At 68.0% G+C, this 21,941-nt stretch carries 22 protein-coding genes and 1 tRNA gene; 19 read left to right on the top strand and 4 right to left on the bottom strand.

Annotated elements, in window-relative coordinates:
- Window positions 1-47: 47 nt before the first annotated feature.
- From obgE to AAHA49_RS16730, 8 genes are all read left to right on the top strand, one after another.
- Window positions 48-1,622 carry a GTPase ObgE gene (obgE, locus tag AAHA49_RS16765; RefSeq protein ID WP_342039061.1) on the top strand — a complete coding sequence of 525 codons (1,575 nt, stop codon included), beginning with the start codon at window positions 48-50 and terminating at the stop codon, window positions 1,620-1,622.
- Window positions 1,619-2,773 carry a glutamate 5-kinase gene (gene proB, locus AAHA49_RS16760; protein ID WP_342039060.1) on the top strand — a complete coding sequence of 385 codons (1,155 nt, stop codon included), beginning with the start codon at window positions 1,619-1,621 and terminating at the stop codon, window positions 2,771-2,773. The genes obgE and proB overlap by 4 nt, the downstream gene beginning before the upstream one ends.
- A 3-nt stretch (window positions 2,774-2,776) precedes the next feature.
- Window positions 2,777-4,066, top strand: coding sequence for a glutamate-5-semialdehyde dehydrogenase (locus AAHA49_RS16755; protein ID WP_342039059.1), 1,290 nt, complete (start codon window positions 2,777-2,779; stop codon window positions 4,064-4,066).
- 93 nt (window positions 4,067-4,159) lie between these two features.
- Window positions 4,160-4,312, top strand: coding sequence for a hypothetical protein (locus AAHA49_RS16750; protein ID WP_339391805.1), 153 nt, complete (start codon window positions 4,160-4,162; stop codon window positions 4,310-4,312).
- A gap of 1 nt (window position 4,313) precedes the next feature.
- Window positions 4,314-4,919, top strand: a complete 606-nt coding sequence (gene nadD / locus AAHA49_RS16745) for a nicotinate-nucleotide adenylyltransferase (protein WP_339391804.1) — start codon at window positions 4,314-4,316, stop codon at window positions 4,917-4,919.
- Window positions 4,912-6,366, top strand: a complete 1,455-nt coding sequence (locus AAHA49_RS16740) for a hypothetical protein (RefSeq protein ID WP_342039058.1) — start codon at window positions 4,912-4,914, stop codon at window positions 6,364-6,366. Before nadD ends, AAHA49_RS16740 begins: the two co-directional genes overlap by 8 nt.
- A gap of 18 nt (window positions 6,367-6,384) precedes the next feature.
- On the top strand, window positions 6,385-6,792 hold the full coding sequence (gene rsfS / locus AAHA49_RS16735) for a ribosome silencing factor (protein WP_342039057.1): 408 nt from the start codon (window positions 6,385-6,387) through the stop codon (window positions 6,790-6,792).
- A complete protein-coding gene (locus tag AAHA49_RS16730) occupies window positions 6,789-7,385 on the top strand; it encodes a histidine phosphatase family protein (protein WP_342039056.1) in 597 nt (198 codons plus the stop codon). Before rsfS ends, AAHA49_RS16730 begins: the two co-directional genes overlap by 4 nt.
- A gap of 3 nt (window positions 7,386-7,388) precedes the next feature.
- Here AAHA49_RS16730 and AAHA49_RS16725 read toward each other — a convergent pair whose 3' ends face one another.
- Window positions 7,389-8,519: a glycosyltransferase family 4 protein gene (locus AAHA49_RS16725; protein ID WP_342039055.1), complete on the bottom strand. Its 1,131-nt coding sequence runs from the start codon at window positions 8,517-8,519 to the stop codon at window positions 7,389-7,391.
- A gap of 108 nt (window positions 8,520-8,627) precedes the next feature.
- Here AAHA49_RS16725 and AAHA49_RS16720 point away from each other — a divergent pair, with 108 nt between their 5' ends.
- The 9 genes from AAHA49_RS16720 to efeB all read left to right on the top strand — a co-directional run bounded on the left by AAHA49_RS16720 (window position 8,628) and on the right by efeB (window position 18,109).
- Window positions 8,628-11,675 carry a DUF4040 family protein gene (locus AAHA49_RS16720; protein ID WP_342039054.1) on the top strand — a complete coding sequence of 1,016 codons (3,048 nt, stop codon included), beginning with the start codon at window positions 8,628-8,630 and terminating at the stop codon, window positions 11,673-11,675.
- Window positions 11,672-12,004 (top strand): sodium:proton antiporter, encoded by a 333-nt coding sequence (locus AAHA49_RS16715; RefSeq protein WP_339391798.1) that lies wholly within the window; start codon window positions 11,672-11,674, stop codon window positions 12,002-12,004. The genes AAHA49_RS16720 and AAHA49_RS16715 overlap by 4 nt, the downstream gene beginning before the upstream one ends.
- The gene (locus AAHA49_RS16710) at window positions 12,001-13,518 is read left to right on the top strand and encodes a monovalent cation/H+ antiporter subunit D family protein (RefSeq protein WP_342039053.1); all 1,518 of its coding nucleotides are present in this window, start codon (window positions 12,001-12,003) and stop codon (window positions 13,516-13,518) included. Before AAHA49_RS16715 ends, AAHA49_RS16710 begins: the two co-directional genes overlap by 4 nt.
- Window positions 13,515-13,937 carry a Na+/H+ antiporter subunit E gene (locus AAHA49_RS16705; RefSeq protein WP_342039052.1) on the top strand — a complete coding sequence of 141 codons (423 nt, stop codon included), beginning with the start codon at window positions 13,515-13,517 and terminating at the stop codon, window positions 13,935-13,937. Before AAHA49_RS16710 ends, AAHA49_RS16705 begins: the two co-directional genes overlap by 4 nt.
- On the top strand, window positions 13,934-14,194 hold the full coding sequence (locus tag AAHA49_RS16700) for an MrpF/PhaF family protein (RefSeq protein ID WP_339391795.1): 261 nt from the start codon (window positions 13,934-13,936) through the stop codon (window positions 14,192-14,194). The genes AAHA49_RS16705 and AAHA49_RS16700 overlap by 4 nt, the downstream gene beginning before the upstream one ends.
- The gene (locus AAHA49_RS16695; RefSeq protein ID WP_342039051.1) at window positions 14,194-14,592 is read left to right on the top strand and encodes a cation:proton antiporter; all 399 of its coding nucleotides are present in this window, start codon (window positions 14,194-14,196) and stop codon (window positions 14,590-14,592) included. The genes AAHA49_RS16700 and AAHA49_RS16695 overlap by 1 nt, the downstream gene beginning before the upstream one ends.
- Before the next feature lie 162 nt (window positions 14,593-14,754).
- Window positions 14,755-15,615: an iron uptake transporter permease EfeU gene (gene efeU / locus AAHA49_RS16690; RefSeq protein ID WP_342039050.1), complete on the top strand. Its 861-nt coding sequence runs from the start codon at window positions 14,755-14,757 to the stop codon at window positions 15,613-15,615.
- Window positions 15,616-15,707: 92 nt separating this feature from the next.
- Complete coding sequence (efeO, locus tag AAHA49_RS16685) at window positions 15,708-16,859, top strand: iron uptake system protein EfeO (protein ID WP_342039049.1); 1,152 nt, start codon at window positions 15,708-15,710, stop codon at window positions 16,857-16,859.
- Window positions 16,859-18,109 (top strand): iron uptake transporter deferrochelatase/peroxidase subunit, encoded by a 1,251-nt coding sequence (efeB, locus tag AAHA49_RS16680; protein WP_342039048.1) that lies wholly within the window; start codon window positions 16,859-16,861, stop codon window positions 18,107-18,109. Before efeO ends, efeB begins: the two co-directional genes overlap by 1 nt.
- 54 nt (window positions 18,110-18,163) lie before the next feature.
- On the opposite strand, the gene AAHA49_RS16675 is transcribed toward efeB, so the two are convergent.
- Together AAHA49_RS16675 and AAHA49_RS16670 are read right to left on the bottom strand one after the other, a co-directional pair.
- Window positions 18,164-18,694, bottom strand: coding sequence for a hypothetical protein (locus AAHA49_RS16675; RefSeq protein WP_342039047.1), 531 nt, complete (start codon window positions 18,692-18,694; stop codon window positions 18,164-18,166).
- A gap of 14 nt (window positions 18,695-18,708) precedes the next feature.
- Window positions 18,709-19,431, bottom strand: a complete 723-nt coding sequence (locus tag AAHA49_RS16670; RefSeq protein WP_342039046.1) for an alpha-ketoglutarate-dependent dioxygenase AlkB — start codon at window positions 19,429-19,431, stop codon at window positions 18,709-18,711.
- Between the two features lie 54 nt (window positions 19,432-19,485).
- On the opposite strand from AAHA49_RS16670, the gene AAHA49_RS16665 reads away from it, so the two are divergent.
- Entirely contained in the window at window positions 19,486-20,145 is a 660-nt protein-coding gene (locus AAHA49_RS16665) for an alpha/beta fold hydrolase (RefSeq protein WP_342039045.1), read from the top strand.
- Window positions 20,146-20,201: 56 nt separating this feature from the next.
- Here AAHA49_RS16665 and AAHA49_RS16660 read toward each other — a convergent pair whose 3' ends face one another.
- Window positions 20,202-21,410 carry an NAD(P)/FAD-dependent oxidoreductase gene (locus AAHA49_RS16660; protein ID WP_342039044.1) on the bottom strand — a complete coding sequence of 403 codons (1,209 nt, stop codon included), beginning with the start codon at window positions 21,408-21,410 and terminating at the stop codon, window positions 20,202-20,204.
- A gap of 181 nt (window positions 21,411-21,591) precedes the next feature.
- On the opposite strand from AAHA49_RS16660, the gene AAHA49_RS16655 reads away from it, so the two are divergent.
- Window positions 21,592-21,664: transfer RNA gene (locus AAHA49_RS16655), tRNA-Ala, on the top strand.
- Window positions 21,665-21,941: the final 277 nt, after the last annotated feature.

Below are 21,941 nucleotides of genomic sequence, written 5' to 3'. Positions count from 1 at the left end.
TGAAGGGTGAGTCTCACGACTCACCCTTCATCTGATATAAGGACATTATGGCCACCGAGTTCATTGATCGCGTCACGGTCCACCTGGCTGCCGGTGACGGCGGAAACGGCTGCAGCTCCATCCGACGGGAGAAGTTCAAGCCCCTCGGCGGACCCGACGGCGCCAACGGCGGCCGCGGCGGCGACATCACCTTCGTCGTCGACCCGCAGACGACGACCCTGCTGCCCCTCCACCACCGTCCCCACCTCAAAGCCGACGGCGGCGGCATCGGCAAGGGCGACCTGCGCCACGGCGCCGACGGCAAAGACCTCATCGTCCCCGTGCCCGACGGCACGGTCGTGAAGTCGCCGTCAGGGGAGATCCTCGCCGACCTCGTCGGCCCCGGCACCGAGTTCGTCGCCGCGGCCGGCGGTCGCGGGGGACTGGGCAATGCGGCGCTGGCCTCGACGAAGCGCAAGGCCCCCGGCTTCGCCCTCCTCGGCGAACCCGGTGAGGAGGCCACGCTCGTCCTCGAACTCAAGACCATCGCCGACGTCGCCCTCGTCGGCTACCCGTCGGCCGGCAAGTCGAGCCTCATCGCGGCCCTCTCGGCGGCGAAGCCGAAGATCGCCGACTACCCGTTCACGACGCTCGTGCCCAACCTCGGCGTCGTCGAAGCCGGCGACGTGCGATACACGATCGCCGACGTCCCCGGCCTCATCCCCGGTGCTTCGGAGGGCAAGGGACTCGGCCTCGAGTTCCTCCGCCACGTCGAACGATGCGCGGCCCTCGTCCACGTCATCGACATGGCCACGTGGGAACCCGGCCGCGACCCCGTCTCCGACCTCGAGGTCATCGAAGCCGAACTCGCCGCCTACTCCGTCGACCTCGGCGAGGGCGCGAACGATGTGCCGCTGTCCCAGCGCCCGAAGCTCGTGGCGCTGAACAAGGTCGACATCCCCGACGGGCGCGAACTCGCCGACATCGTCCGCCCCGACCTCGAGGCCGCCGGCTACCAGGTGTTCGAGATCTCCGCGGTCAGCCATGCCGGCCTCCGGGAGCTCTCCTTCGCGATGGCCGGACTCGTCGCCGCCGAACGCGAACGCCGCGCCGAACGCGAGGCCGTACCCCAGCGCGTCGTCATCCGCCCCAAGGCCGTCGACGACAAGGGATTCACGATCCGGGCCGAACACGATGCCGAGGGCCCCGTCTTCCGCGTCCTCGGCGACAAACCCGAACGCTGGGTGCGCCAGACCGACTTCGCCAACGGCGAAGCCGTCGGCTACCTCGCCGACCGGCTCGAACGCCTCGGCGTCGAGGAGGCACTGTTCAAGACCGGTGCGAAGCCGGGCGACACGGTCGTCATCGGCGAAGGCGACGGCGTCGTCTTCGACTGGGATCCCACGAGCGTCGGCGGAGCCGAACTGCTCGGCTCCCGCGGCACCGACCTCCGCCTCGAAGAGGAGGCCCGCGCGAGCCGCAAGGAGCGCAAGGCCGCCTACCATGAGCGCCAGGACGCCAAGGCCGCCACGCGCGCGGAGTTCGAGAAGGAGCGCCTGGCCGAACGTGCTGCCCGCGAACGTGCGGGTGCACAGCCCACCGGCGCAGAGTCCGCCGACGTCGAGTCCGCCGACGAGCAGTGAGGCCCGAAGATGAGGCGGCGGCAGTGCGCGCCGACATCGCCGGAGCCAAGCGCATCGTCATCAAGGTCGGCTCCTCGTCGCTGACGACGATCGACGGCGGACTCGACGAGTCCCGCCTCATCGCGCTCACCGACGCGATCGCCGCCCACCGCGCCGGCGGACGCGAGGTCGTCCTCGTCTCCTCCGGCGCGATCGCCGCCGGCCTCGAACCCGTCGGCCTGCGCCGCCGCCCCCGGGACCTCGCGACTCAGCAGGCCGCAGCGGGCGTCGGACAGAGCCTCCTCATGGCCGCGTACACGCGGGCGCTCGGCCGCTACGACCTCGTGCCCTCGCAGGTGCTGCTCTCCGCCGACGACCTCATCCGCCGCACCCGGTACAAGAACGCGCAGCGGGCCATCGACAGGCTCCTGACACTCGGCACCCTGCCGATCGTCAACGAGAACGACGCCGTGGCCACGGAGGAGATCCGCTTCGGCGACAACGACCGGCTCGCCGCCCTCGTCGCCCACCTCTCCCACGCCGACGCCCTCGTCCTCCTCTCCGACGTCGACGCCCTCTACACAGGGCCTCCGAACCTGGAGACCTCCTCCCGGATCGATCACGTGGCCGGGCCCGACGACCTCGGCGGGGTGGCGATCGGGGGAGTCGGGACGGCTGGGACCGGCACCGGCGGCATGGCCACGAAGGTCGACGCGGCCCTCATGGTCACCGATTCGGGCATCCCCGCGGTGCTCACCTCCGCCGACCGGGTCGCCGAGGTGCTCGCCGGGGACAGCGTGGGCACCTCGTTCTCCGTCACCCACCGTCGTCGCGGGACCCGGCTGCTGTGGCTGCGGCACCTCGCGAAGACCTTCGGTTCGGTGACGATCGACGACGGCGCCGAGGCGGCCGTGCGCTCCCGTGGAACGAGTCTCCTCGCCGCCGGAGTCGTCGGCGTCGACGGGGAGTTCGAAGCCGGCGATCCCGTCGAGATCCGCAATCTGCGCGGTGAGACGGTGGCCAGGGGGATGACGAACTTCTCCTCGGCCGAGCTGCCGATGATGTTCGGCCTGACCACCGAGGAACTTGGCACCCGGCTGGGAAGTGACTACCGTAAAGAAGTCATCCATCGCAATGATCTCGTTCTCACGCATGTGAGCGAGAGGAGTTAGTCCATGACCGCAGCAGCCGACATCCACCCCAAGACCGTGCGCGGGGTGACGAGGATCGCGCGGAACGCGAAAGCGGCCGCGGCCAGACTGGCGACGACGTCGACCGCGGAGAAGGATGCCGCACTGCAGGCGATCGCCGACGGACTGCGGGAGTCCTCGGCGCGCATCGTCAAGGCCAACGAAGCCGACCTCGCCGCGGGCGTCGAGAACGGGATGAGCGAGTCCCTCCTCGACCGGCTGCGCCTCGACGAGGCCCGGATCGCAGCGATCGCCGACTCCGTCGAGCAGGTCATCGACATCCCCGACCCCGTCGGCACCACCGTGCTAGGGCGCACCCTGCCCAACGGCATCCGCCTCACCCAGTCCCGGGTGCCCATGGGCGTCATCGGCGCGATCTACGAAGCCCGCCCCAACGTCACCGTCGACATCGCGATCCTCGCCCTCAAGGCCGGGAATGCGACGATCCTGCGCGGCGGCTCGGCGGCCGAGCACTCGAACGCCGAACTCGTCGCGGTCCTGCGCCGGGCCGTCGAATCGGTCAAGCTGCCCGCGGACACGATCAACACGATCGACCAGTACGGGCGGGAGGGCGCGAGCGTGCTCATGAACTCCCGCGACTACGTCGACCTCCTCATCCCGCGCGGGGGCGCCGACCTCATCAACGCCGTCGTCCAGGACTCGATCGTCCCGGTCATCGAGACCGGCATCGGCAACGTCCACATGTTCATCGACTCCTCGGCGACGGTGAAGAACGCCGTCGATCTCGTCCTCAATTCGAAGACGCAGCGCCCGAGCGTGTGCAACTCGCTCGAGACCCTCCTCGTCCACGAGAAGGCCGCGAAGCGGGTGCTGCCGAAGATCCTCGAACGCCTCGAGGCGGCCGGTGTCGTCGTCCACGCCGACGCCGACGTCGCGGCCCTGGCGCCGGAGTCGATGCGGATCCGTCGGGTCTCCCGTCGCGACTGGGCCAAGGAGTACTTGGACCTCGAACTCGCCGTCAAGCTCGTCTCCGGCATCGACGAGGCGATCGAGCACATCCGCGCCTACACCTCCGGACACACCGAGGTGATCGTGACGAAGGACATCGACAATGCGGAGACCTTCGTCACAGCCATCGACGCCGCCGCCGTCGGCGTCAACGTCTCCACCCGCTTCACCGACGGCGGCGAGTTCGGCTTCGGCGCGGAGGTGGGCATCTCGACGCAGAAGCTCCACGCCCGCGGCCCGATGGGCGTCGAACAGCTGACGACGACGAAGTGGATCATGCAGGGCAACGGACAGATCCGCGACTGACCCCATGTCGCTGCATGCGCCGGCGACTGGACATGAGAAACTGAAGAGAAACCGCACCGGCCACCACCGGTCCACGACACAAGGAGCACCACCGTGAACGCAACTCTGCTGGCAGCCGCCGAAGAAGCAGCAGGCCACCCCGAGCTGCCGATGGAGCCGATCTTCTACGGCCTCATCACGCTCTCGATCTTCATCACCATGGCCATTGTGGCTCGGTCGTGGAAGGGTATCTCGTACCGCCACTGATATGGCAGAGCGCACCCGTCGGGTCGGTGTCATGGGCGGCACCTTCGACCCCATCCACCACGGACACCTGGTCGCGGCGAGCGAGGTCCAATCGACCTTCGACCTCGACGAGGTGATCTTCGTCCCCACCGGACGGCCCTACCAGAAGGACGACCAAGCGGTCACCGATGCCGAGCACCGGTACCTCATGACCGTCATCGCCACGGCGTCGAACCCGCGGTTCAAGGTCTCCCGTGTCGACATCGACCGGCCCGGGCCGACGTACACGATCGACACCCTGCGCGACCTCACCGCGACGCTCGATGAGGACACGGAGATGTTCTTCATCACCGGCGCGGACGCTTTGGCTCAGATTCTGACGTGGAAGAATGTCGATGAGCTGTTCTCCTTGGCGCACTTCGTCGGAGTCAGCAGGCCCGGCCACGAACTGCGCAGCGAGGGTCTGCCCGTCGACCGTCTGTCACTGGCGCAGATCCCGGCGCTGGCGATCTCGTCAACGGATTGCAGACAACGGGTGATGGACGGCGCGCCGGTCTGGTACCTCGTGCCCGACGGCGTGGTGCAGTACATCGCGAAACACGATCTGTACAGGAGTGATAATGGCTGAAGAGCAGTTCACGTCACGGCGTGCCAGGCGCGAAGCCGAACGATTGGCGGCCGAACAGGAGTTCGAGGCCAGGTCCACCCCTGCACAGCCGACCGAGACCAACCGCGCCGACCTGCTGACCCCGCCGCAGCGTCCCACCGAGAAGCCCAAGGCCCCCGCCGAGGCGGCCGCGCCGTCGGCGACGAGCGCCCCCGGAGACCTGCCCACCGCACCGAGCGCGCCCGCGCCCGCGCCGAGCGGTCCGGTACAGGATGATTCCGCGTCGAGCGCTCCTGCGCCGCAGACCCCGCCGTCCGCACCGAGTCCGTCCGCACCGGCGCCTGAGAACGCCGAGCAGAACGACGCGGCGGCTGTGAAGAACGACGGCGCTGCCGACAAGGACGACGCTGCTCCGGCCTCGCGGATCGATCCGGCCCCGGCGGAGCGCATCTCGCACGAACGCGGAGCCCTGGCCTCCGATCACCTTCCGCAGGAGAGGCCCCCCGTCAACGCGGAGGACCGTCTGGACCCGAGGCGGGCACCGCTGCCGCACTTCGAGTCGCGAGCCGCCCGCAAACGCTACCTGAAGGAGCACGGGCTCTCCCTCGACGGTGACCTCTCGACAGGGGCGATCCCCGTCATCGCGACGCCCGAGGAGACCGCGGCCGCCGATGCCGAGGGCGCCGACGCCCAGACCGTGACTGCGCCGCGCGAACACGAATCCTTCGACACCGCCGGCTTCGGCGGCACCTCCGACGAGGTGGCCGCGCGGGACTTCGAATCCCCGGTCACCGCGGACTCCGCACCGCGTCCGGCCTCCGGTGACGACGCTCTCTCGCGCCCTGCCGAGTCCGCACCGGCCGGCTACACCGTCGCCAAGCCCGCCGAGGCGACCGAGAAGCCGAGCTCCGATGATGCGCTGAGTCTGCCTCCGACCCCGACCGAGGAGAAGGCCGCGGACACCGGCAGGCAGGCAGAGCCGTCGACGCGCTCACGCCGGATGCCGATCGTCCAGCCGCCGACGACCTCGGGGGTCCGCGTCGTCACGGCCGCCTCGGCGCAGGTCACCGAGACCCCGAAGGCCACGGAGGTCACCGAGGTCGTTGCGACCGAGACGACTCCCGCGCCTCCGACGGCACGCCGGGAGGAGCGCACCGACGACGATCGGGCGAGCGACACCGCCGACTCCGCGCAGACGGCCGACGAAGCCGCCCGCGCCCTCGCCGCGAATCCCGAGACCCGGCCCATGGACGCCGTGCCCGAAGCCTGGGCGCTGCCGAACCCCGACTACGAAGACGAAGAGACCGAGAACCCTCCCGGCACGCGGATCAAGGCCAGTGCCGTGACCGGCTACGACGGGCAGATCCTTGTCGGCGAAGAGCCGTCCAAAGTACCCTTTGTCGTGCTGGGCATCGCCGCACTCTTCGCCATCGCCCTCATCGTCATCGCACTCGTCATGCTGCTGTGACCTCCCTGAAAGGACCGCGTGGACACCACGACTGAACTCCTCCGGACGGCCGCGAAGGCCGCCGACGACAAGCTCGGCACCGACATCGTCGCCCTCGATGTCAGCTCGACCCTCTACATCACCGACGCCTTCCTCATCGTCTCCGCGGAGAACGAACGACAGGTCTCCGCGATCGTCGACGCCGTCGAAGAGGCCCTCCTCAAGGAATGCGGCCGCAAGCCGCTGCGCCGTGAGGGCCGCGGATCCGGCGACTGGGTGCTGCTCGACTACGGCGACATCGTCGTCCACGTCTTCTCCTCCGAACAGCGCGAATACTATGCGCTCGAACGCCTGTGGAAGGACGTCCCCGTCATCGACGTGAGCATCGCCGAGGCGGCCCCCGCCGAGGCCGACTCGGCCGGTGACGGCGAGACCGACCCCCGATGACGCGGACCGTCGTGTTCTGGCGTCACGGTCAGACCGACTACAACCTCGCCGGGCGCTTCCAGGGCCAGTCCGACATCCCGCTCAACGCGGTCGGGGCAGACCAGGCCGCTCGTGCCGCGGCCGACCTGGCCGAACTCGGACCGGACCTCATCGTCTCCTCCGACCTCGTCCGAGCGGCGGCGACCGCTGATGCCCTCGCCTCCCGAGTGGGGCTGAGCGTGGGACGCGATGCCCGCCTGCGGGAGACCTCGTTCGGGGACTGGGAGGGGCTGACCCGCGATGAGATCACCCAGTCGTGGCCCGATGAGCTCCACACGTGGCTCTCGGGCGCCGACACGCGACCGCCCGGGGGAGAGACGCGCACCGAATCCGCCCACAGGGTCGCCGCCGCCATCACCGACATCGTCACCGGATCCGACGCCGAGGTCACCGTCATCGTCGCCCACGGTGCGGTGCTGCGCGGTGCGGCCGAAGAGCTGCTCGAGATGACCGGCACCGGTCGGCTCGCCGTGCTCGGCAACTGCGGGCACGGGGAGTTCGGGTTCACCGGAGACCGCTGGGTGCTCCGCCACTGGGGGACGCCCCCGCTCTGAGGCTCACGCCCGTCCCGCATGCACCTCGCGGATGAGGTCGACGAGGGCCTCGGCCGAATCGCTCCACGCGAACCTCTGCGACTGCTCCTGCCCGGCGGCCGCCTTCTCCTCCCACTCCTGCGGGTCTGTCAGCGTCGTCACCGCAGCGGCGATCGACGCGGGATCGTCCTGGTCGAAGTACACGCCGGCCCGCCCGGCGATCTCGTGGAAGATCGGGATGTCGGAGACCGCTACCGGCACGCCCTTGGCCATCGCCTCGATGACCGGCAGCCCGAACCCCTCCGCCCGGGAAGCGGTGACGAGCGCGGTCGCGGACTCGAGCAGCTCGGCATAGGTCTCGTCGCTGATCCCGCGGTGGAAGACGACCCGGGCGCGGTCGGGGATGAGTGCTCGCAGCTGTGCCTCGCGACGACCCTCGATCCGGCTCGCGATGTGCAGGGTCCAGCCCGGCAGATGTTCGAGCGCCCGGATGAGCGTCTCGACGTTCTTGTACGGCATGAACGAACCCATGTAGACCAGGGACTTCGCGTGCGCACGGTTGACGGTGCGCTTCTCGGCCGCCGTCACCTCGGCGGCGTTCGACACCACGCGCACCGGCCGCTTCGTCAGCCTCTCGTCGGCCAGGAGCGCCTTCGTCGTCTCACTCACCGCTGCCACGGCATCGGCCCGGTCGAGCAGGAGACGCTGCGGGGCGTAGCTGAGGTGGTAGAGCCGCCACAGCAGACGCACGGGGGCGGGCAGGTCGGCCGGCGGCAGGGGATGGGAGTAGTAGATGAGGTCGTGGACGGTGAGGATGAGCCCGTAGCGGCGGCCCATCGACCCCATGACCTGCATCGTCGAGAACACCACGTCGGCCCCTAAGTCGTTCAGCGACTTCGCGATCCCCACCTCGGCGGGGGAGGTAGGGGAGTTGAGCTTCACCCAGGTGCACTCGGGCAGCAGCCCCAGCTGGGCCTCGTCGCTGATGATCGCCGTGACCTCGATGTCCGTGCCCGCGGTGGCCTCGAGCAGTGCGGTGAGCAGGCACGAACCGTAGCGGGAGATGCCGTCATGATGGGTGGTCCTGGTGAACCGGGCATCGAAGAAGACCCGAATGGGTCCAGGGGGCTGGGGGCCGTCTGAGTTTTTGCTCATGGAACTCCGAGTCGATAGTCTGAACATTCGAAAGTGAGCGTTCGCCGCGACGAAGGGCCAGTGAGTGAAGGAACCAGCACCTGCGTCCGAAGCCCTGAGGCTCCGGTCATGATCCTAACGATTATCGCACTCGCCGCCCTCGTCATCCTCACCCCGTTCCTCACCCGCCTCATGGGTCGGGCCACCGGATGGCCGCTGGCTGCGGCATACCTCGGTGTGGCCGCGCTCTTCACGCCCACCGCCGCCGAGGTGATGGCCGGCACCACCCCCGAGGTGTCCTTGCCGTGGGCGCCGAGTCTCGGTGTGGACATGGCACTGCGCGCCGACGGCATCGGCGTGATCTTCACCTACATCGCCCTGATCATCGGTGCGATCGTCTTCGTCTACTCGACGGCCTACCTGCCGCAGGGCCCCGGCACCCTGAGCTTCTACTGGCTCATGGTCGTCTTCACGTTCTCGATGGTCGCGCTCGTGCTCAGCAACGACCTCATCGTCCTCTTCATCTGCTGGGAGCTGACCTCCCTCGCCTCGTTCTTCCTCATCGCCCGCTCCGGCTCACCCGGACAGGCGCCGTCGCTGCGCACCCTGTTCATCACCTTCATCGGCGGCCTCACCCTGCTCGTCGCGGTGGGGGTGACGATCGCGGTGACCGGGACGACGAACCTCCACGAGGCCCTCGTCTCCGATGTCTGGGCGAACCAGCCGGCGGTGACGACGCTCGTGGCCGTCCTCGTGGCGATCGCGGCGATGACGAAGTCCGCGCAGTTCCCGTTCCACTCATGGCTGCCCGATGCGATGGCCGCGGCCACCCCGGTCTCCGCGTACCTCCACGCCGCGGCCGTGGTCAAGGCCGGCATCTTCCTCATGATGCGCTTCTCGCCCGCGTTCCATGCGACGCCGGCTTGGAACGTCATCCTCATCAGTGCCGGCCTCATCACGGCCTTCATCGGCGGGTGGTTCGCCCTCAACCAGCACGACGTCAAGAAGCTCATGGCGTACTCGACGGTCTCCCAGCTCGGCCTCATCACCGCCGTCATCGGCGTCGGCACCGAAGCCGCGATCGCCGCAGCCGCCCTCCACGTCATTGCCCACGCACTCTTCAAGTCCGGTCTGTTCATGATGGTCGGCGTCGTCGACCACCTCGCCGGCACCCGCGAACTCACCCGCATCCCCCGTCTCATCGGACCCGCCCCGGTCGCCTTCACCGTCATGGTGCTCGGCTGCGCCTCGATGGCGGGCATCCCGCCGCTGCTCGGCTTCGTGTCGAAGGAATCGCTGTTCACCGCGCTCTTCGAGGTCCCCGCCTCCGGGTGGATCCTCTTCGCCAGCGCCGTCGCGGCCTCCGTGCTCACCTTCGCCTACTGCGCGAAGACCGTGTGGGGCGCCTTCATCGACGGCAAACCGGTGACGAAGTCCGAACTCGGTCACTCCTCACCGGTCATGCTCGCAGCCGCAGGCCTGCCGATCGTCGCCTCGCTGCCGCTGAGCTTCGTCCTCTTCGTCTTCGACACCCCGCTCACCGAGGTCGTCGCCGCCGCCATCCCGGGCACCCCCGAAGAGGTGCACGTGAAGTTCTGGCACGGGTTCACCCCTGAGCTCTACGCCTCGGCGCTCATCATCGTCATCGGCATCATCCTCATCATCAACCGCTCGAAGGTCTTCGCGTTCTTCCACCGGGCACGACTGGGCTTCGACGGCGCCGACGTCATCAACGGCATCGTGCTCGGCCTCATCCGCCTCGGCCGCGGGCTGAGCATCTTCGCCCGCCCGATGAACTCCGGACCGTATCTGGCGATGAGCCTCGGCGGTCTCGCCCTCATTGCCTTCGTCTCCGTCCCGGCGATCTACCCGAGCCTGCCGCCGCTGCAGGACAACCTGTGGCGGGCACCCGACATCGTCCTCCTCGTCCTCATCACGATCGCCGTCCTCGTCGTGTGCACCTCGCACTCACGGCTGACCACCGTCGTCGCCCTCTCGGCAGTCGGCATCCTCGCGACCGTGCAGATCCTCGTCCTCGGGGCCCCGGACGTCACGCTCACGCAGCTGCTCGTCGAGGCGATGACGATCATCGTCATCATGCTCGTCCTGCAGAAGCTGCCCCGCTCCTTCTGGCGGTACTCGAAGCGCCTGCAGTCGACCCGCGCGGTCTTCGGGATCCTCGTCGGCGCCGCGGTCACCCTGCTCACGCTCGCGCTCAACGGCCGTCGCGAACGCTCCTCGGTGGGTATGTACTACATCGAGAACGCCCCGGAGATCAGCGGCGGGCACAACATCGTCAACACCATCCTCGTCGAGTTCCGTGCCCTGGACACGCTCGGCGAGCTCACCGTCCTCGGCATGGCCGGGATCGCGATCGTCGCGGTGATGTCGACGGTCAAGGACCGCTACATCGACCCGCCGGCGGAGAACATCCCCGAACCGCCGAGGCGGGCGTGGGTGACGGTGCGACCGAAGGGCACGAGCGCCTACCGCGGCGTCCACGAGGCGTGGCCCAACGTCATCCCGCTGCAGCTGACGATCAAGGTCCTCGGCCCCCTCCTCGTCATCACCTCGGCGCTGATCTTCTGGCGCGGACACAACGAGCCCGGCGGCGGCTTCATCGCGGCCCTCATCGGTTCGGCGGTCATCGGCCTGCTCTACATGTCCACGGCCAAGGACCGGGCGATCGGACCCCCGCGGGCCCCGCTCTACCTCATCGGCATCGGCATCTCGATCGCGATCCTCACCGGCCTCCTCGGTCTCGTGCTCGCCGGATCGTTCCTCGAACCGATGCAGGTCTACATCTTCGGGCAGAAGTACACCTCGTCCCTGCTCTTCGACGTCGGCGTCTACCTCGCCGTCCTCGGCCTCATCCTGCTCTCCTTCAACCTCCTCGGCGTCTCCGATTCCGCGGCCACCCCGGCCGGTGACGATGTGCTCACCGACGGCATCATCCGCCGCGACGTCGAACGCACCCGCGAACGCGCCGATGAACTCCTCTACGGGGAGCTCAAGGGCCCGATGGAGTCGATCAGGGGTGAGCGCCCCCGCCGCGGCGACCGCATCGTCGGACGCGGCTCCGACCGGAAGGTGAGAGCCTCGACGACCCACATACTCCATGGCAACGCCCCGCTCGACCGCGGCGAAGCCCCGACCACAGCCGAGGGGGACCGATGATCCTGGCCATTACGATCGGCGTCCTCACCGCCGGCGGCGTCTACCTCATGATGCAGCGCTCCATGGTGCGCGGCGTCTTCGGGCTCACCCTGCTCTCGCACGCCGCGAACTTCATCCTGCTCTCCGCCGGCGTCGGCGCCTGGCGCGTCGAACCGCTGGCCGGACGCGGGGACCAGAGCCTCGCCGCCGACCCGCTGCCGCAGGCGTTCGTGCTCACCGCCATCGTCATCACCCTGGCGGTGACGATCTTCATGCTCGCCCTCGCCGTGCTCGGCCATGACGACGACCAGAAGCGGGCGCCCGAGACGGGGGAGGTGCGCGAATCGTGAATTCCGCCCTCCTGCTCCTCCTCGTCGGCATCCCGCTCCTCGCCTCGGCGCTGAGCGTGCTCATCACCTCCCGCACCCTCGACCGGGTTCTCATGCTCGCGGTGCCCTCGTTCGTCGGGCTCGCAGGCATCGGGCTCCTCGTCCTCCACCAGCGGATCCCGGTCATCGCCCACGACGTCGGCGGCTATATCCCGGGTCTGGCGATCCCGTTCGTCTCCGACTCGTTCACGGCCCTCATGCTCGTGCTCACCTCGCTGACGGCGCTGGTCAGCTGCCTCTTCCTCATCGCGACCGGGGAGGACCAGTACCGGTTCGTCCCGGCCCTGATCATGATGATGCTCACCGGCGTCTACGGGGCCCTGCTCACCGGCGACCTGTTCAACTTCTTCGTCTTCGTCGAGGTCATGGTCCTGCCCGCCTACGCGCTCATCGCGGTCACGGGAACGTGGCGTCGCCTCGGCGTGGGCCGCATGTTCGTCATGGTCAACCTGCTCACCTCGACGATCCTGCTCATCGGCGTCGGCTTCGTCTACGGTGCCACCGGGACGGTCAACCTCGCGGTCCTCGCCGGCCTCGGCACGCCCACCGGGCAGGGGCAGCTGGCACTCGGCGTCGTCCTCTTCGCCCTCCTCGTCAAGGCCGGCGGCGCGCCGTTCCACGGCTGGCTCGCCCGCAGCTACCCGAACACCTCGGCGGGGATGATGGCGCTCTTCTCCGGTCTCCATTCGAAGGTTGCGCTCTACGCGATCTACCGGGTGTGCACGAGCGTCTACGGGGAGCCTCCGGCGTGGGCGAACGTCATCGTCGTCATCGTCATCGCGAGCATCATCGTCGGGTCGCTGTCGGGCTTCGGCCAGAACCGCGTCCGCAATGTGCTCGCCTTCCAGATGACGGCCAGTGTGGGCCACACGCTCGTCGGCGTCGCCCTCATCACGGTCGCCTCCCTGGCCGCGGGCTCGTTCTACATGGTCCACAGCATGATCACGATGGCCGGCCTCCTCCTCGTCATGGGGGCGGTCGAACAGACCTACGGCACCGGTTCGTTCAAGAAGCTCTCCGGCCTGGCCGGTCGGGAGAAGTGGGCGAGCGTGCTCATGGTCCTCGGGCTCTTCTCCCTCATCGGTCTGCCGCCGACCTCGGGCATGTGGGGGAAGATCGGCCTGATCACCGCGTCGACAGCCGTCGGGAGTGCGGCCGGGTGGTGGATCGTCGCGGCGATCGTCATCGGCGCGCTCATCTCGATGTTCGCCCTCCAGCGGACATGGCGGAACACGTTCTGGGGTCCGCCCATGCAGAGCTACCGGCCCGACTCCGCGGAGACGGGACGTGCTCCCACGGAGGAGATCCCCGATTCGCTGCGCATCCCCGCCCGCCTGCTCGTGCCCGGCACGATCATGATCGCGCTGTCGGTGGCGATCTTCGTCTGGCCCGAACCGCTGCTCGAGGTCACCGCGCGGGTCGCCGAGGGACTGCTCGACCACACGAACTACATCGAGGCGGTGACGTCACCATGAGGCGCTTCGTCAACGGCGTGTCCTACGTCTTCTACATCCTCTGGGCGATCATCGTCGGCACGGGCAAGGTCATCGGGCATCTCTTCCGGGTGCGCAGGCCGTACGCGGAGCCGATGATCGTCGAGGTGCCGTTGCGGTGCCGCACCGACCTCGAGGTCACCCTGTTCTCGTCGTCGATCACGATCACCCCGGGCACGCTGGTCACCGCGATCGCCGCGGGCACCGCGAACACCCCGCCCGTGCTCTTCGTCCACGCGCTCTTCGAGGACTCCGAGGAAGCGGCGCTCGAGGGCCTCTACGACATGGAGTCGAGGCTGTTGGCGATGACGCGGGGACGGGCCCCGCAGAGTGCGGCCTCGGCCGTCGCCGACGTCGAAGCCGCCTTCGTCGATCCCGATGAGGAGAGGAGAACGCCATGACCGTCATCGCGATCATCTGCGAGATCATCCTTGCCGCAGCCATCGTCGTCGGACTCATCCGGGTCGTCACCGCGAAGGACCTCGGTTCGCGGGCCGTGGTCAGCGACCTCGTGTACTTCTCGGCGATCGGGATGCTGACGATGATCGGGATCCACGTCTCGTCCTCGATCATCCTCGACATCATCTTCCTCGCCTCGATGGTCGGGATCCTCGCGACCATCGCCCTGTCCCGCATCCTCACCAGGGGGCACCGCTGATGAACGAACTCACCGCGACGATCCTCGTCGGCGTCTTCGGGATCTCCGGTTCCCTCATCGTCCTCGCCTCGGCGCTGGCGATGTTCCGGGTCCGCGACGCCCTCTCCCGGATCAACGTCTTCTCCCAGGCCACCGGCCTGGGCATGCCGCTCATCGCTCTGGCCGCCTATGTCAGCGACGTCTACGTCGAGGGCTTCAGCGTGACCTCGCTGATCATCCTCATCGTCACGATCCTCTGCCTCGTCATCGTCTCCTCGGTCGCATCGAACACGCTCTCGCGCGCCAGTGTGCTCTCCGGGCAGCCGATCTACCGCAAGACCTCGCCGAACCGACTGGCGCAGCCGCCCGAGGGGATCGAGGACCCGGATCCCACTGCCGCGCCGAAATCGGGCGACTGAGGTCCCGGAGGGCTGAGCCCCTCCGGTGCCCAAGCGTGGGCAGGCTCGAGGGCCCGCGGCCGACGGTCTTTTCCACGGTCGAACCGGGGTTTAAGTAAGGCTGTCCTATGCTAGGATGAGCGAGCCGCAGACACGGCGCGAAATCTCAGCAGAAAGCCAGCAATGTTCCAGACGTTTCTCATCGGCCTGCGCGAGGGCCTTGAGGCCGCTCTCATCGTGAGCATCCTCATCGGCTACCTCGGTAAGATCGGCCGGACCCGCGAGATCCGCGCGATGTGGTGGGGGATCGCCGCGGCGATCCTCGTCTCCCTGGCCTTCGGCGCCCTCCTCACCTTCGGTCCCTCGACCCTGACGTTCGAAGCCCAGGAGTTTATCGGCGGCACCCTGTCGATCATCGCCGTCGGCTTCGTCACGTGGATGATCTTCTGGATGGCGCGGACGGCGAAGAGCCTCGGCGGTGAGCTGCGGGCGGCGGCGGACAAGGCCCTCGACGGTCCGCTCATCGGCCTCGTCATCCTCGGCGCCTTCTCCGTGGGCCGTGAGGGCCTCGAGACCGCGCTCTTCCTGTGGGCGGCGACCCGCGCGAACACCTCGGCGGGCACCTCGGCCCTCGGGCTCACCCTGGCCGCGGTCGCCGGCATCGTCATCGCGATCCTCCTGGCCTGGCTCATCGCCAAGGGCCTGCTGCGCCTCAACCTCTCGGCGTTCTTCCGCTGGTCGGGGGCGTTCCTCATCGTCATCGCCGCCGGTGTCCTCGCCTACGGCTTCCACGACCTGCAGGAAGCCGGGGTCATCCCGGGGCTGAACTCGCTCGCCTTCGACGTCTCCGAGACGATTCCGCCGACGAGCTGGTACGGCGTCCTCCTCAAGGGCATCTTCAACTTCTCCCCGGCCACGACGTGGGTCGAGTTCACCGTGTGGTGGCTCTACGTCATCGTCGTCGGCGCCTTCTTCGTCCGCAGCCTGCGCTCCTCGCCGAAACCGGCACCGGCGAAGGCTCCCGGCGGAGTCGCCGCGGCCTGAGACCCCCTGCACCGCCGCCCACTGCGCGGACCACTTCACCACCCATACCCCGCCTCCGCGGACCCCTGCGGAGACCACACCCAAGGACGGAAATGAAAGCACTCAACCCCGGCACCGCCGTCGTCATCGCCCTCGGCGCCTCGATCGTGCTCAGCGGCTGCGAACCCAACGACCAGTCGAACGGTGCGATCGCGGTGACGAGCACCGACGACAAGTGCGATGTCGCGGCCACCGAGGCACCGGCCGGCACCCTGAAGTTCGACGTCACGAACGAAGGCTCGAAGGTCACGGAGTTCTATCTCCTCGGCGAGGACGGTCTGCGCATCATCGGCGAGGTCGAGAACATCGCCCCGGGTCTCGAACGCTCGCTGACGGTCACCGCACCTGAGGGCAAGTACTTCACCGCGTGCAAGCCGGGCATGGTCGGTGAGGGTCTGCGCGGGGACTTCACGGTGACGAAGGGCAAGGGCGGTGAGCAGGTCAGCGCCGAGGATTCGCAGCTGGCGGAGCAGGCGACGACGCAGTACGCGGCCTACGTCAAGGATCAGACCGAGCAGCTGCTCACCGGCACCGAGGAGTTCGCGAAGGCGTACAAGGACGGCGACGACGACAAGGCCCGCGAGCTCTACCCGAAGACGCGGACGAACTGGGAGCGCATCGAACCGGTCGCGGAGTCCTTCGGTGACCTCGACCCGAAGCTCGACCTCCGTGAGGCCGACCTCGAAGAGGGTCAGGAGTGGACGGGCTGGCACCGGATCGAGAAGGACCTGTGGCCGCCGAAGGACGGCTACACCGCGATGAGCCAGGCGGATCGGGTCAAGTACGCCGACCTCCTCGTCGCCGACACGAAGATCCTCTACGACCGCACCCGGTCGATGACGTTCACCCCCGATCAGCTCTCCAACGGTGCGAAGGAGCTCCTCGACGAGGTTGCGACCGGAAAGGTCACCGGCGAGGAGGAGGCGTGGTCGCACACCGACCTGTGGGACTTCCAGGCCAACGTCGACGGTGCCCGCGTCGCCTATGAGGATCTCCAGCCGCTGCTGGCCAGCCGGGACAAGGACCTCGATGAGACGCTGAAGACCCGATTCACCGATCTGCAGACGCTGCTCGATTCGCATCGCAAAGGCGACGGGTTCGTCCTCTACACCGAGCTGAGCCAGGACGAGGTGAAGAAGCTCTCCGACTCCGTCAACGCACTCTCGGAGCCGCTGTCACAGCTCACCGACAAAGTGGTGGGCTGATGAACGACCGGCCTGGTGTCTCCCGACGGGCGATGTTCGGGGTGGGTGCGGGGACGCTCGCGGCGGGTGCCGCTGCGGGCTTCTTCGCCCATGATCCGATCACCGAGGCGGTCGGGGCCGAGAGGGACGTCGTCGACTTCTACGGGAAGCATCAGGCCGGGATCGTCACCGAGGCGCAGGATCGGATGTGCTTCGCCGCGGTCAACGTCCTCACCGAGGATCGGACCGAGCTCATCGATCTGCTCAAGACGTGGACGTCTGCGGCGGCGAACCTCAGTCAGGGGCTGCCCGTCGTCCCCGACGGCGTGGCCGGCGGCTCGCGCTACGCTCCGCCCGAGGACACGGGGGAGGCGCAGGGACTGAGCGCGGGGCATCTCACGGTGACCATCGGGTTCGGGCGCAGCCTCTTCGTCGACGCCTACGGCAAGGACCGTTTCGGCCTCGGCGATCGGCTGCCGGCCGGGCTCATCGAGCTGCCGCACTTTCCCGGTGACAACCTCGACGAGGCGAGGGTCGGGGGAGACCTGTGCATCCAGGCGTGTGCGGATGATCCGCAGGTCGCCGTCCATGCTGTGCGCAATCTCATCCGGATGGGCTTCGGGATCGTCTCGACGCGGTGGATGCAGCTGGGCTTCGGGCGCACGGCGTCGACCTCGCCGGAGCAGGAGACTCCGCGGAACCTCTTCGGGTTCAAGGACGGGACAGCCAACATCCGCTCGGATGAGAACACAGCGCTGAATGAGCACGTGTGGGTGCGCGACGGGTCGTGGCTCGACGGCGGCAGCTACCTCGTGGCGCGGCGGATCCGGATGCACATCGAGACGTGGGACCGGGAGAGCCTCGATGGGCAGGAGCGGATCTTCGGGCGCACGAAGATGACCGGGGCGCCCCTGTCTGGGGGTGAGGAGTTCACGGAACCGGACTTCGCGATGGCCGGTGCCGGCAATCAGCCGATCATCCCCGTGACCTCACATGTCCACCTGGCCCATCCCAAGCAGAACGGCGGGACGCAGATCCTGCGCCGCGGGTACAACTACGCCGACGGCGCCGATGCCCAGGGCAACCTCGACGCGGGCCTGTTCTTCATCGCCTTCGTCGCCGATCCCGCTGCCGACTACGTGCCGATGCAGAACCGGCTGGCAAAGCAGGATGCGCTGAGCGAATACCTCCTCCACACCGGTTCGGGTCTCTTCGCGATCCCGCCGGGAGTGTCCGAGGGCGGCTGGATCGGGCAGACCCTGTTCGGGTGAGCCGGGTGCCTCGGTGGTCGCAGGGTCCTCGTTGCTTTTCCTCGTCGGTGGGGACTATTCCTCGCCGATCAGAGAGGCGTCGGGCAGAACCACGTCATCGGTGACCCTCCACGCCGATCCTGAGCCCCGGGCGAGCGAGATTCTCCGGTAGTCGGCGAAACCGGTTGACCCCTCTGCAGTGTCCGTGGGAGTCCACACGTGGACGGCTTCGAGGTCGATGACCGTGGTGGACCCGGTGCTTGTCACGGTGTAGGCGGCGAAGTCCGTGTTCGCGGCCGTGAGGGATTCCGTGTACTCCCTGTCGGTGAGAATCCCTTTGAGCTCATCGAGCCGGTAGCCCCGCAGTTCGTTCGCGCCGTCCTCGGGGCAGGACCGCTCAGGTTGATCACAGACGCGCACGACGTCAAGGGCCGTGAAGTAGTCGTCAAGCGCGTCGCTGATCGTCGGGTCGTCGATCGTGACAGGACTCGGCAGCGCCTCGGGGCCTTCGGTCGGATCGGACGCGAACACCGGCCATAAGAGGGCGCCGGCGAATCCGAGGGCGATGAGAGCGCACAGGGCGATGGGGAGTTTCAGGGTTCTCACACCCCGATTCTCGCCTATTTCCGTCCCGTCGCGCGCATCGTGATGTTGATCCTGCCCCCGCCGAGGTCGTCCAGCCTGGCGTAGGACGGTGCCGTGTCCGGGTGGATCCTCGTCACTCCGTGGAACGCGAAGCGGGCGGGGCCGCCGAAGACGAAGGCGTCGCCCGAGGCGAGGCGGATGTCCTCGTACGGGCGGTTCTTCGTCTCGGTGTTGCCGAAGCGGAACGTGCACGTGTCGCCGAGGGAGAGTGAGACGACGGGCGCTGGGTCGTGTTCGTCCTTGTCCTGGTGCATGCCCATCTTCGCGTTCTCGTCATAGTAGTTGACGAGCGCGACGTCGGGGTCGTACGCGCCCGGATCGAGCCCCCAGGCGGCGGGCGCGGAAGCGGGGGAGTCGGGGTCGGCGGCGACCGCCTCGGCGGCGGCATCGATGACCTGGCGACCCAGCCGGGTCATCCAGTCGGGGAACGGGAGGACTAGTTCGTTGTTGACGTCCTTGGCCTCGCGGTCATAGCGGCCAGGTCGCCAGTGCCATCCGAGCCCGATCGTCGTCACGCTCATCGGATGCCCGCGGATCGTCGTCGCGTGCGGGGGAACCGGGCCCGATCGCCACTGCGCGTACTGACGGATGATCCACGCCTGCCCTGCCTCGTCGAGGAAGCCGGGCAGCCAGACCGCGCCCGGGGCGATGACCCGTGGGGCGCGGTCGAAGGCGTCGTCGGCGAAGAGGGCGTCCATGGTTTCCACCATGCCATAGGCTGGTGACACCGATCCACGGCGAAAGGCGCGGTGATGACTCAACCCACGCTCGTCCTCCTCCACGGCGCTGGTGAGACCGCCGCTGCATGGGATGCGGTTATCGCGGCGTTGCCCTTGACCTGGCGCGTGCTCGCCCCGGATCTCGGGGCGGCGGGAGAGACCGACGACGGTCGCTTCGCTCTAGGTGCGGCGGTGGAAGCGATCGGTCGACAGCTTCCTGCGGAGCGTACGGTCGTGCTGTGCGGACTGTCCTTGGGGGCGATGATCGCTGCCGAGGTGGCAGCGCGGGACGATTCCGGCTGCGTCCAGGGTCTCGTTCTCTCCGGCGGCCAAGTGCGACCGCCGAAGAGGCTCATGCGCCTCCAGCGCTTCATCGCCGAGCGCTTCGTCCCGGAGTCGGCGTTCGCAGGCTCAGGGGTGACGAAGCGGCAGGTGATTGCGATGTTCGCCGCGGTCGAAGGCCTCGATCTCAGCGCAGCGCTACCGGCGATCACGGTGCCGACAGGCGTCTGGTGCGGCACCCGGGACCTCGCTAACCGCGCCGCTGCGCGTGAACTCGCCCGAGGCATCCCCGAAGCCGCTCTGTCGTTCGTGCCTGGGGTTGGCCACGAGTGGCACAAGAGCCACCCGGCGGCCTTCGCCGCGCACCTGTGCGCGTTCGCCTCCGACAACGGGCTCGCGACGCGGCGATGATACGCGAGCACCCATGACGATCGCGGAGGGAACGGTCGTGTGCCCGTGGACTCGCCTCACAGTTCGGTCAGCGGCACCGATTCGTCGGCGAGGCGCTCGGGGGCGATGTCGCGGCCGATGAGGGCGCGCAGCTCGTCGCTGACGTCCCAGATGTTGACGTTCATCGCGGCGGTGAGGGTGCCGTCCTTGAGCCAGAAGACAATGAACTCGCCGGAGTCCTTGTCGCCGCGGATGACGACGTCGTCGTCACCGGAGCCGTGGCCGACGTACTCCATGCCGAGGTCGTACTGGTCGGTGTAGAAGTATGGTTCCCAGTCGTAGACCTTGTCGCCGCCGGTGAGCGTGGAGGCGGCGACGTCGGCCTGACGGACCGCGTTGTCCCAGTGCTCGACGCGGATGCGCGAGTCCAGGCGGGTGTTGAAGGCGTTGGCGATGTCGCCGATCGCGAGCACATTGCCGGTGTTCGTGCGCATGCGTTCGTCGACGGGGATGCCGTTGTCGATCTCGATGTCGGTCGCCTCGGCGAGTTCGATCGTCGGTTCTGCGCCGATGCCGATGACGACGAGATCGGCGGGGATCTCGCCCTGGGTCGTCTGCACCGCGGACACCGCCTCCTCGCCGGTGAATCCTGTGATCTCGGCGTTGTCGAGGAACGTCACCCCGTGGGCGATGTGGAGGTCTTCGAAGTACTGGCCCATCTCCTCGCCGAGGACCTTCTTCAAAGGTGGGGCGTCGCGGACGACGACGGTGACGTCGGAGCCGTGGGAGCGGGCGGCAGCGGCGACTTCGAGTCCGATCCAGCCGCCGCCGTCGATGACGACCTTGCGGCCGTCGCCGAACTGGGAGCGGATGGCCACTGCATCGCCGGCGCTGCGCAGCGTGTGGACGTTGGCGAGGTCCTCGCCGGGCACCTGGAGGGTGCGCGGCGTCGAGCCGGTGGAGAGGATCACCTGACCGTAGGTGAGCTCCTCGCCGGAGGCGAGGGTGACGGTGCGCGCATCGGTGTCGAGCTGTGTGGCGACGTCGCCGAAGAACGTTGTGACGTCGTGGGCGGGATACCATTCTGGGCCGCGCAGGGCGGAATCGGCGGGGTCGGTGTCTTCGAGCATGACCTTCTTCGACAGGTCCGGACGGTAGTACGGGGGAAGGGGGTCGGCGCCGACGAGGGCGATCGTCCCGGCGAACCCGTCGTTGCGCAGCGCTTCGACGACCTGACCTCCGCCGATGCCCGCTCCGATGACGACGATTCCGAATTCCTGTGCCATTGCCGCTCCTTCTCATCAGTGGTGTCAATCACAGCCTGTACTGCGCCGGTGTCAGAGTCAAACGTTTCGTCACATGGTCGGTTGTGCCCACTGCGGGGCGTCGTCGGTCCGCCCTAGCCGAGGCGGTCGTGTCGTCATTTTGTGCAACCCGGGTCCTCGGGGCTAGAGTTGGATCCAGTCAGGGGCTATAGCTCAGTTGGTAGAGCGCTTCGTTCGCAATGAAGAGGTCAGGGGTTCAATTCCCCTTAGCTCCACGTATGTGATGTGTCGCGACATCGTTCCTACGATGTCGCGGCACTTTTCTCATTTCTGGCCCGGGTCTGTCTCCAGGCATCGTTCCGGTCATCACGCTGATGTTTCACGTCATCGTTCCGGTTATAGGACAACAAGTGTCTCGCGTGGAGCCGTACGGGCTCACCAGGGACCGTCAGACATGGCTATGACTGCGAGTGTGGGTTCCGCGGTTTCCGCGGCTTCGGACGGCCAGCTCGGTCTGTCGCATCCGGGACTGGCCCCAACCACCTAATCGGA

It is taken from the genome of Brevibacterium ammoniilyticum, from assembly GCF_038429965.1.
Classification (GTDB): domain Bacteria; phylum Actinomycetota; class Actinomycetes; order Actinomycetales; family Brevibacteriaceae; genus Brevibacterium; species Brevibacterium ammoniilyticum.
This window is presented reverse-complemented; position numbering and strand designations above follow the sequence as displayed.

Excerpts from the sequence above, each read along its gene's own strand:
- obgE (WP_342039061.1), top strand. The coding sequence starts at position 48 with ATGGCCACCGAGTTCATTGATCGCGTCACGGTCCACCTGGCTGCCGGT.
- AAHA49_RS16755 (WP_342039059.1), top strand. The coding sequence starts at position 2,777 with ATGACCGCAGCAGCCGACATCCACCCCAAGACCGTGCGCGGGGTGACG.
- nadD (WP_339391804.1), top strand. The coding sequence starts at position 4,314 with ATGGCAGAGCGCACCCGTCGGGTCGGTGTCATGGGCGGCACCTTCGAC.
- AAHA49_RS16740 (WP_342039058.1), top strand. The coding sequence starts at position 4,912 with ATGGCTGAAGAGCAGTTCACGTCACGGCGTGCCAGGCGCGAAGCCGAA.
- AAHA49_RS16730 (WP_342039056.1), top strand. The coding sequence starts at position 6,789 with ATGACGCGGACCGTCGTGTTCTGGCGTCACGGTCAGACCGACTACAAC.
- AAHA49_RS16725 (WP_342039055.1), bottom strand. The coding sequence starts at position 8,519 with ATGAGCAAAAACTCAGACGGCCCCCAGCCCCCTGGACCCATTCGGGTC.
- AAHA49_RS16720 (WP_342039054.1), top strand. The coding sequence starts at position 8,628 with ATGATCCTAACGATTATCGCACTCGCCGCCCTCGTCATCCTCACCCCG.
- AAHA49_RS16715 (WP_339391798.1), top strand. The coding sequence starts at position 11,672 with ATGATCCTGGCCATTACGATCGGCGTCCTCACCGCCGGCGGCGTCTAC.
- AAHA49_RS16705 (WP_342039052.1), top strand. The coding sequence starts at position 13,515 with ATGAGGCGCTTCGTCAACGGCGTGTCCTACGTCTTCTACATCCTCTGG.
- AAHA49_RS16700 (WP_339391795.1), top strand. The coding sequence starts at position 13,934 with ATGACCGTCATCGCGATCATCTGCGAGATCATCCTTGCCGCAGCCATC.
- AAHA49_RS16695 (WP_342039051.1), top strand. The coding sequence starts at position 14,194 with ATGAACGAACTCACCGCGACGATCCTCGTCGGCGTCTTCGGGATCTCC.
- efeU (WP_342039050.1), top strand. The coding sequence starts at position 14,755 with ATGTTCCAGACGTTTCTCATCGGCCTGCGCGAGGGCCTTGAGGCCGCT.
- efeO (WP_342039049.1), top strand. The coding sequence starts at position 15,708 with ATGAAAGCACTCAACCCCGGCACCGCCGTCGTCATCGCCCTCGGCGCC.
- efeB (WP_342039048.1), top strand. The coding sequence starts at position 16,859 with ATGAACGACCGGCCTGGTGTCTCCCGACGGGCGATGTTCGGGGTGGGT.
- AAHA49_RS16670 (WP_342039046.1), bottom strand. The coding sequence starts at position 19,431 with ATGGACGCCCTCTTCGCCGACGACGCCTTCGACCGCGCCCCACGGGTC.
- AAHA49_RS16665 (WP_342039045.1), top strand. The coding sequence starts at position 19,486 with ATGACTCAACCCACGCTCGTCCTCCTCCACGGCGCTGGTGAGACCGCC.
- AAHA49_RS16660 (WP_342039044.1), bottom strand. The coding sequence starts at position 21,410 with ATGGCACAGGAATTCGGAATCGTCGTCATCGGAGCGGGCATCGGCGGA.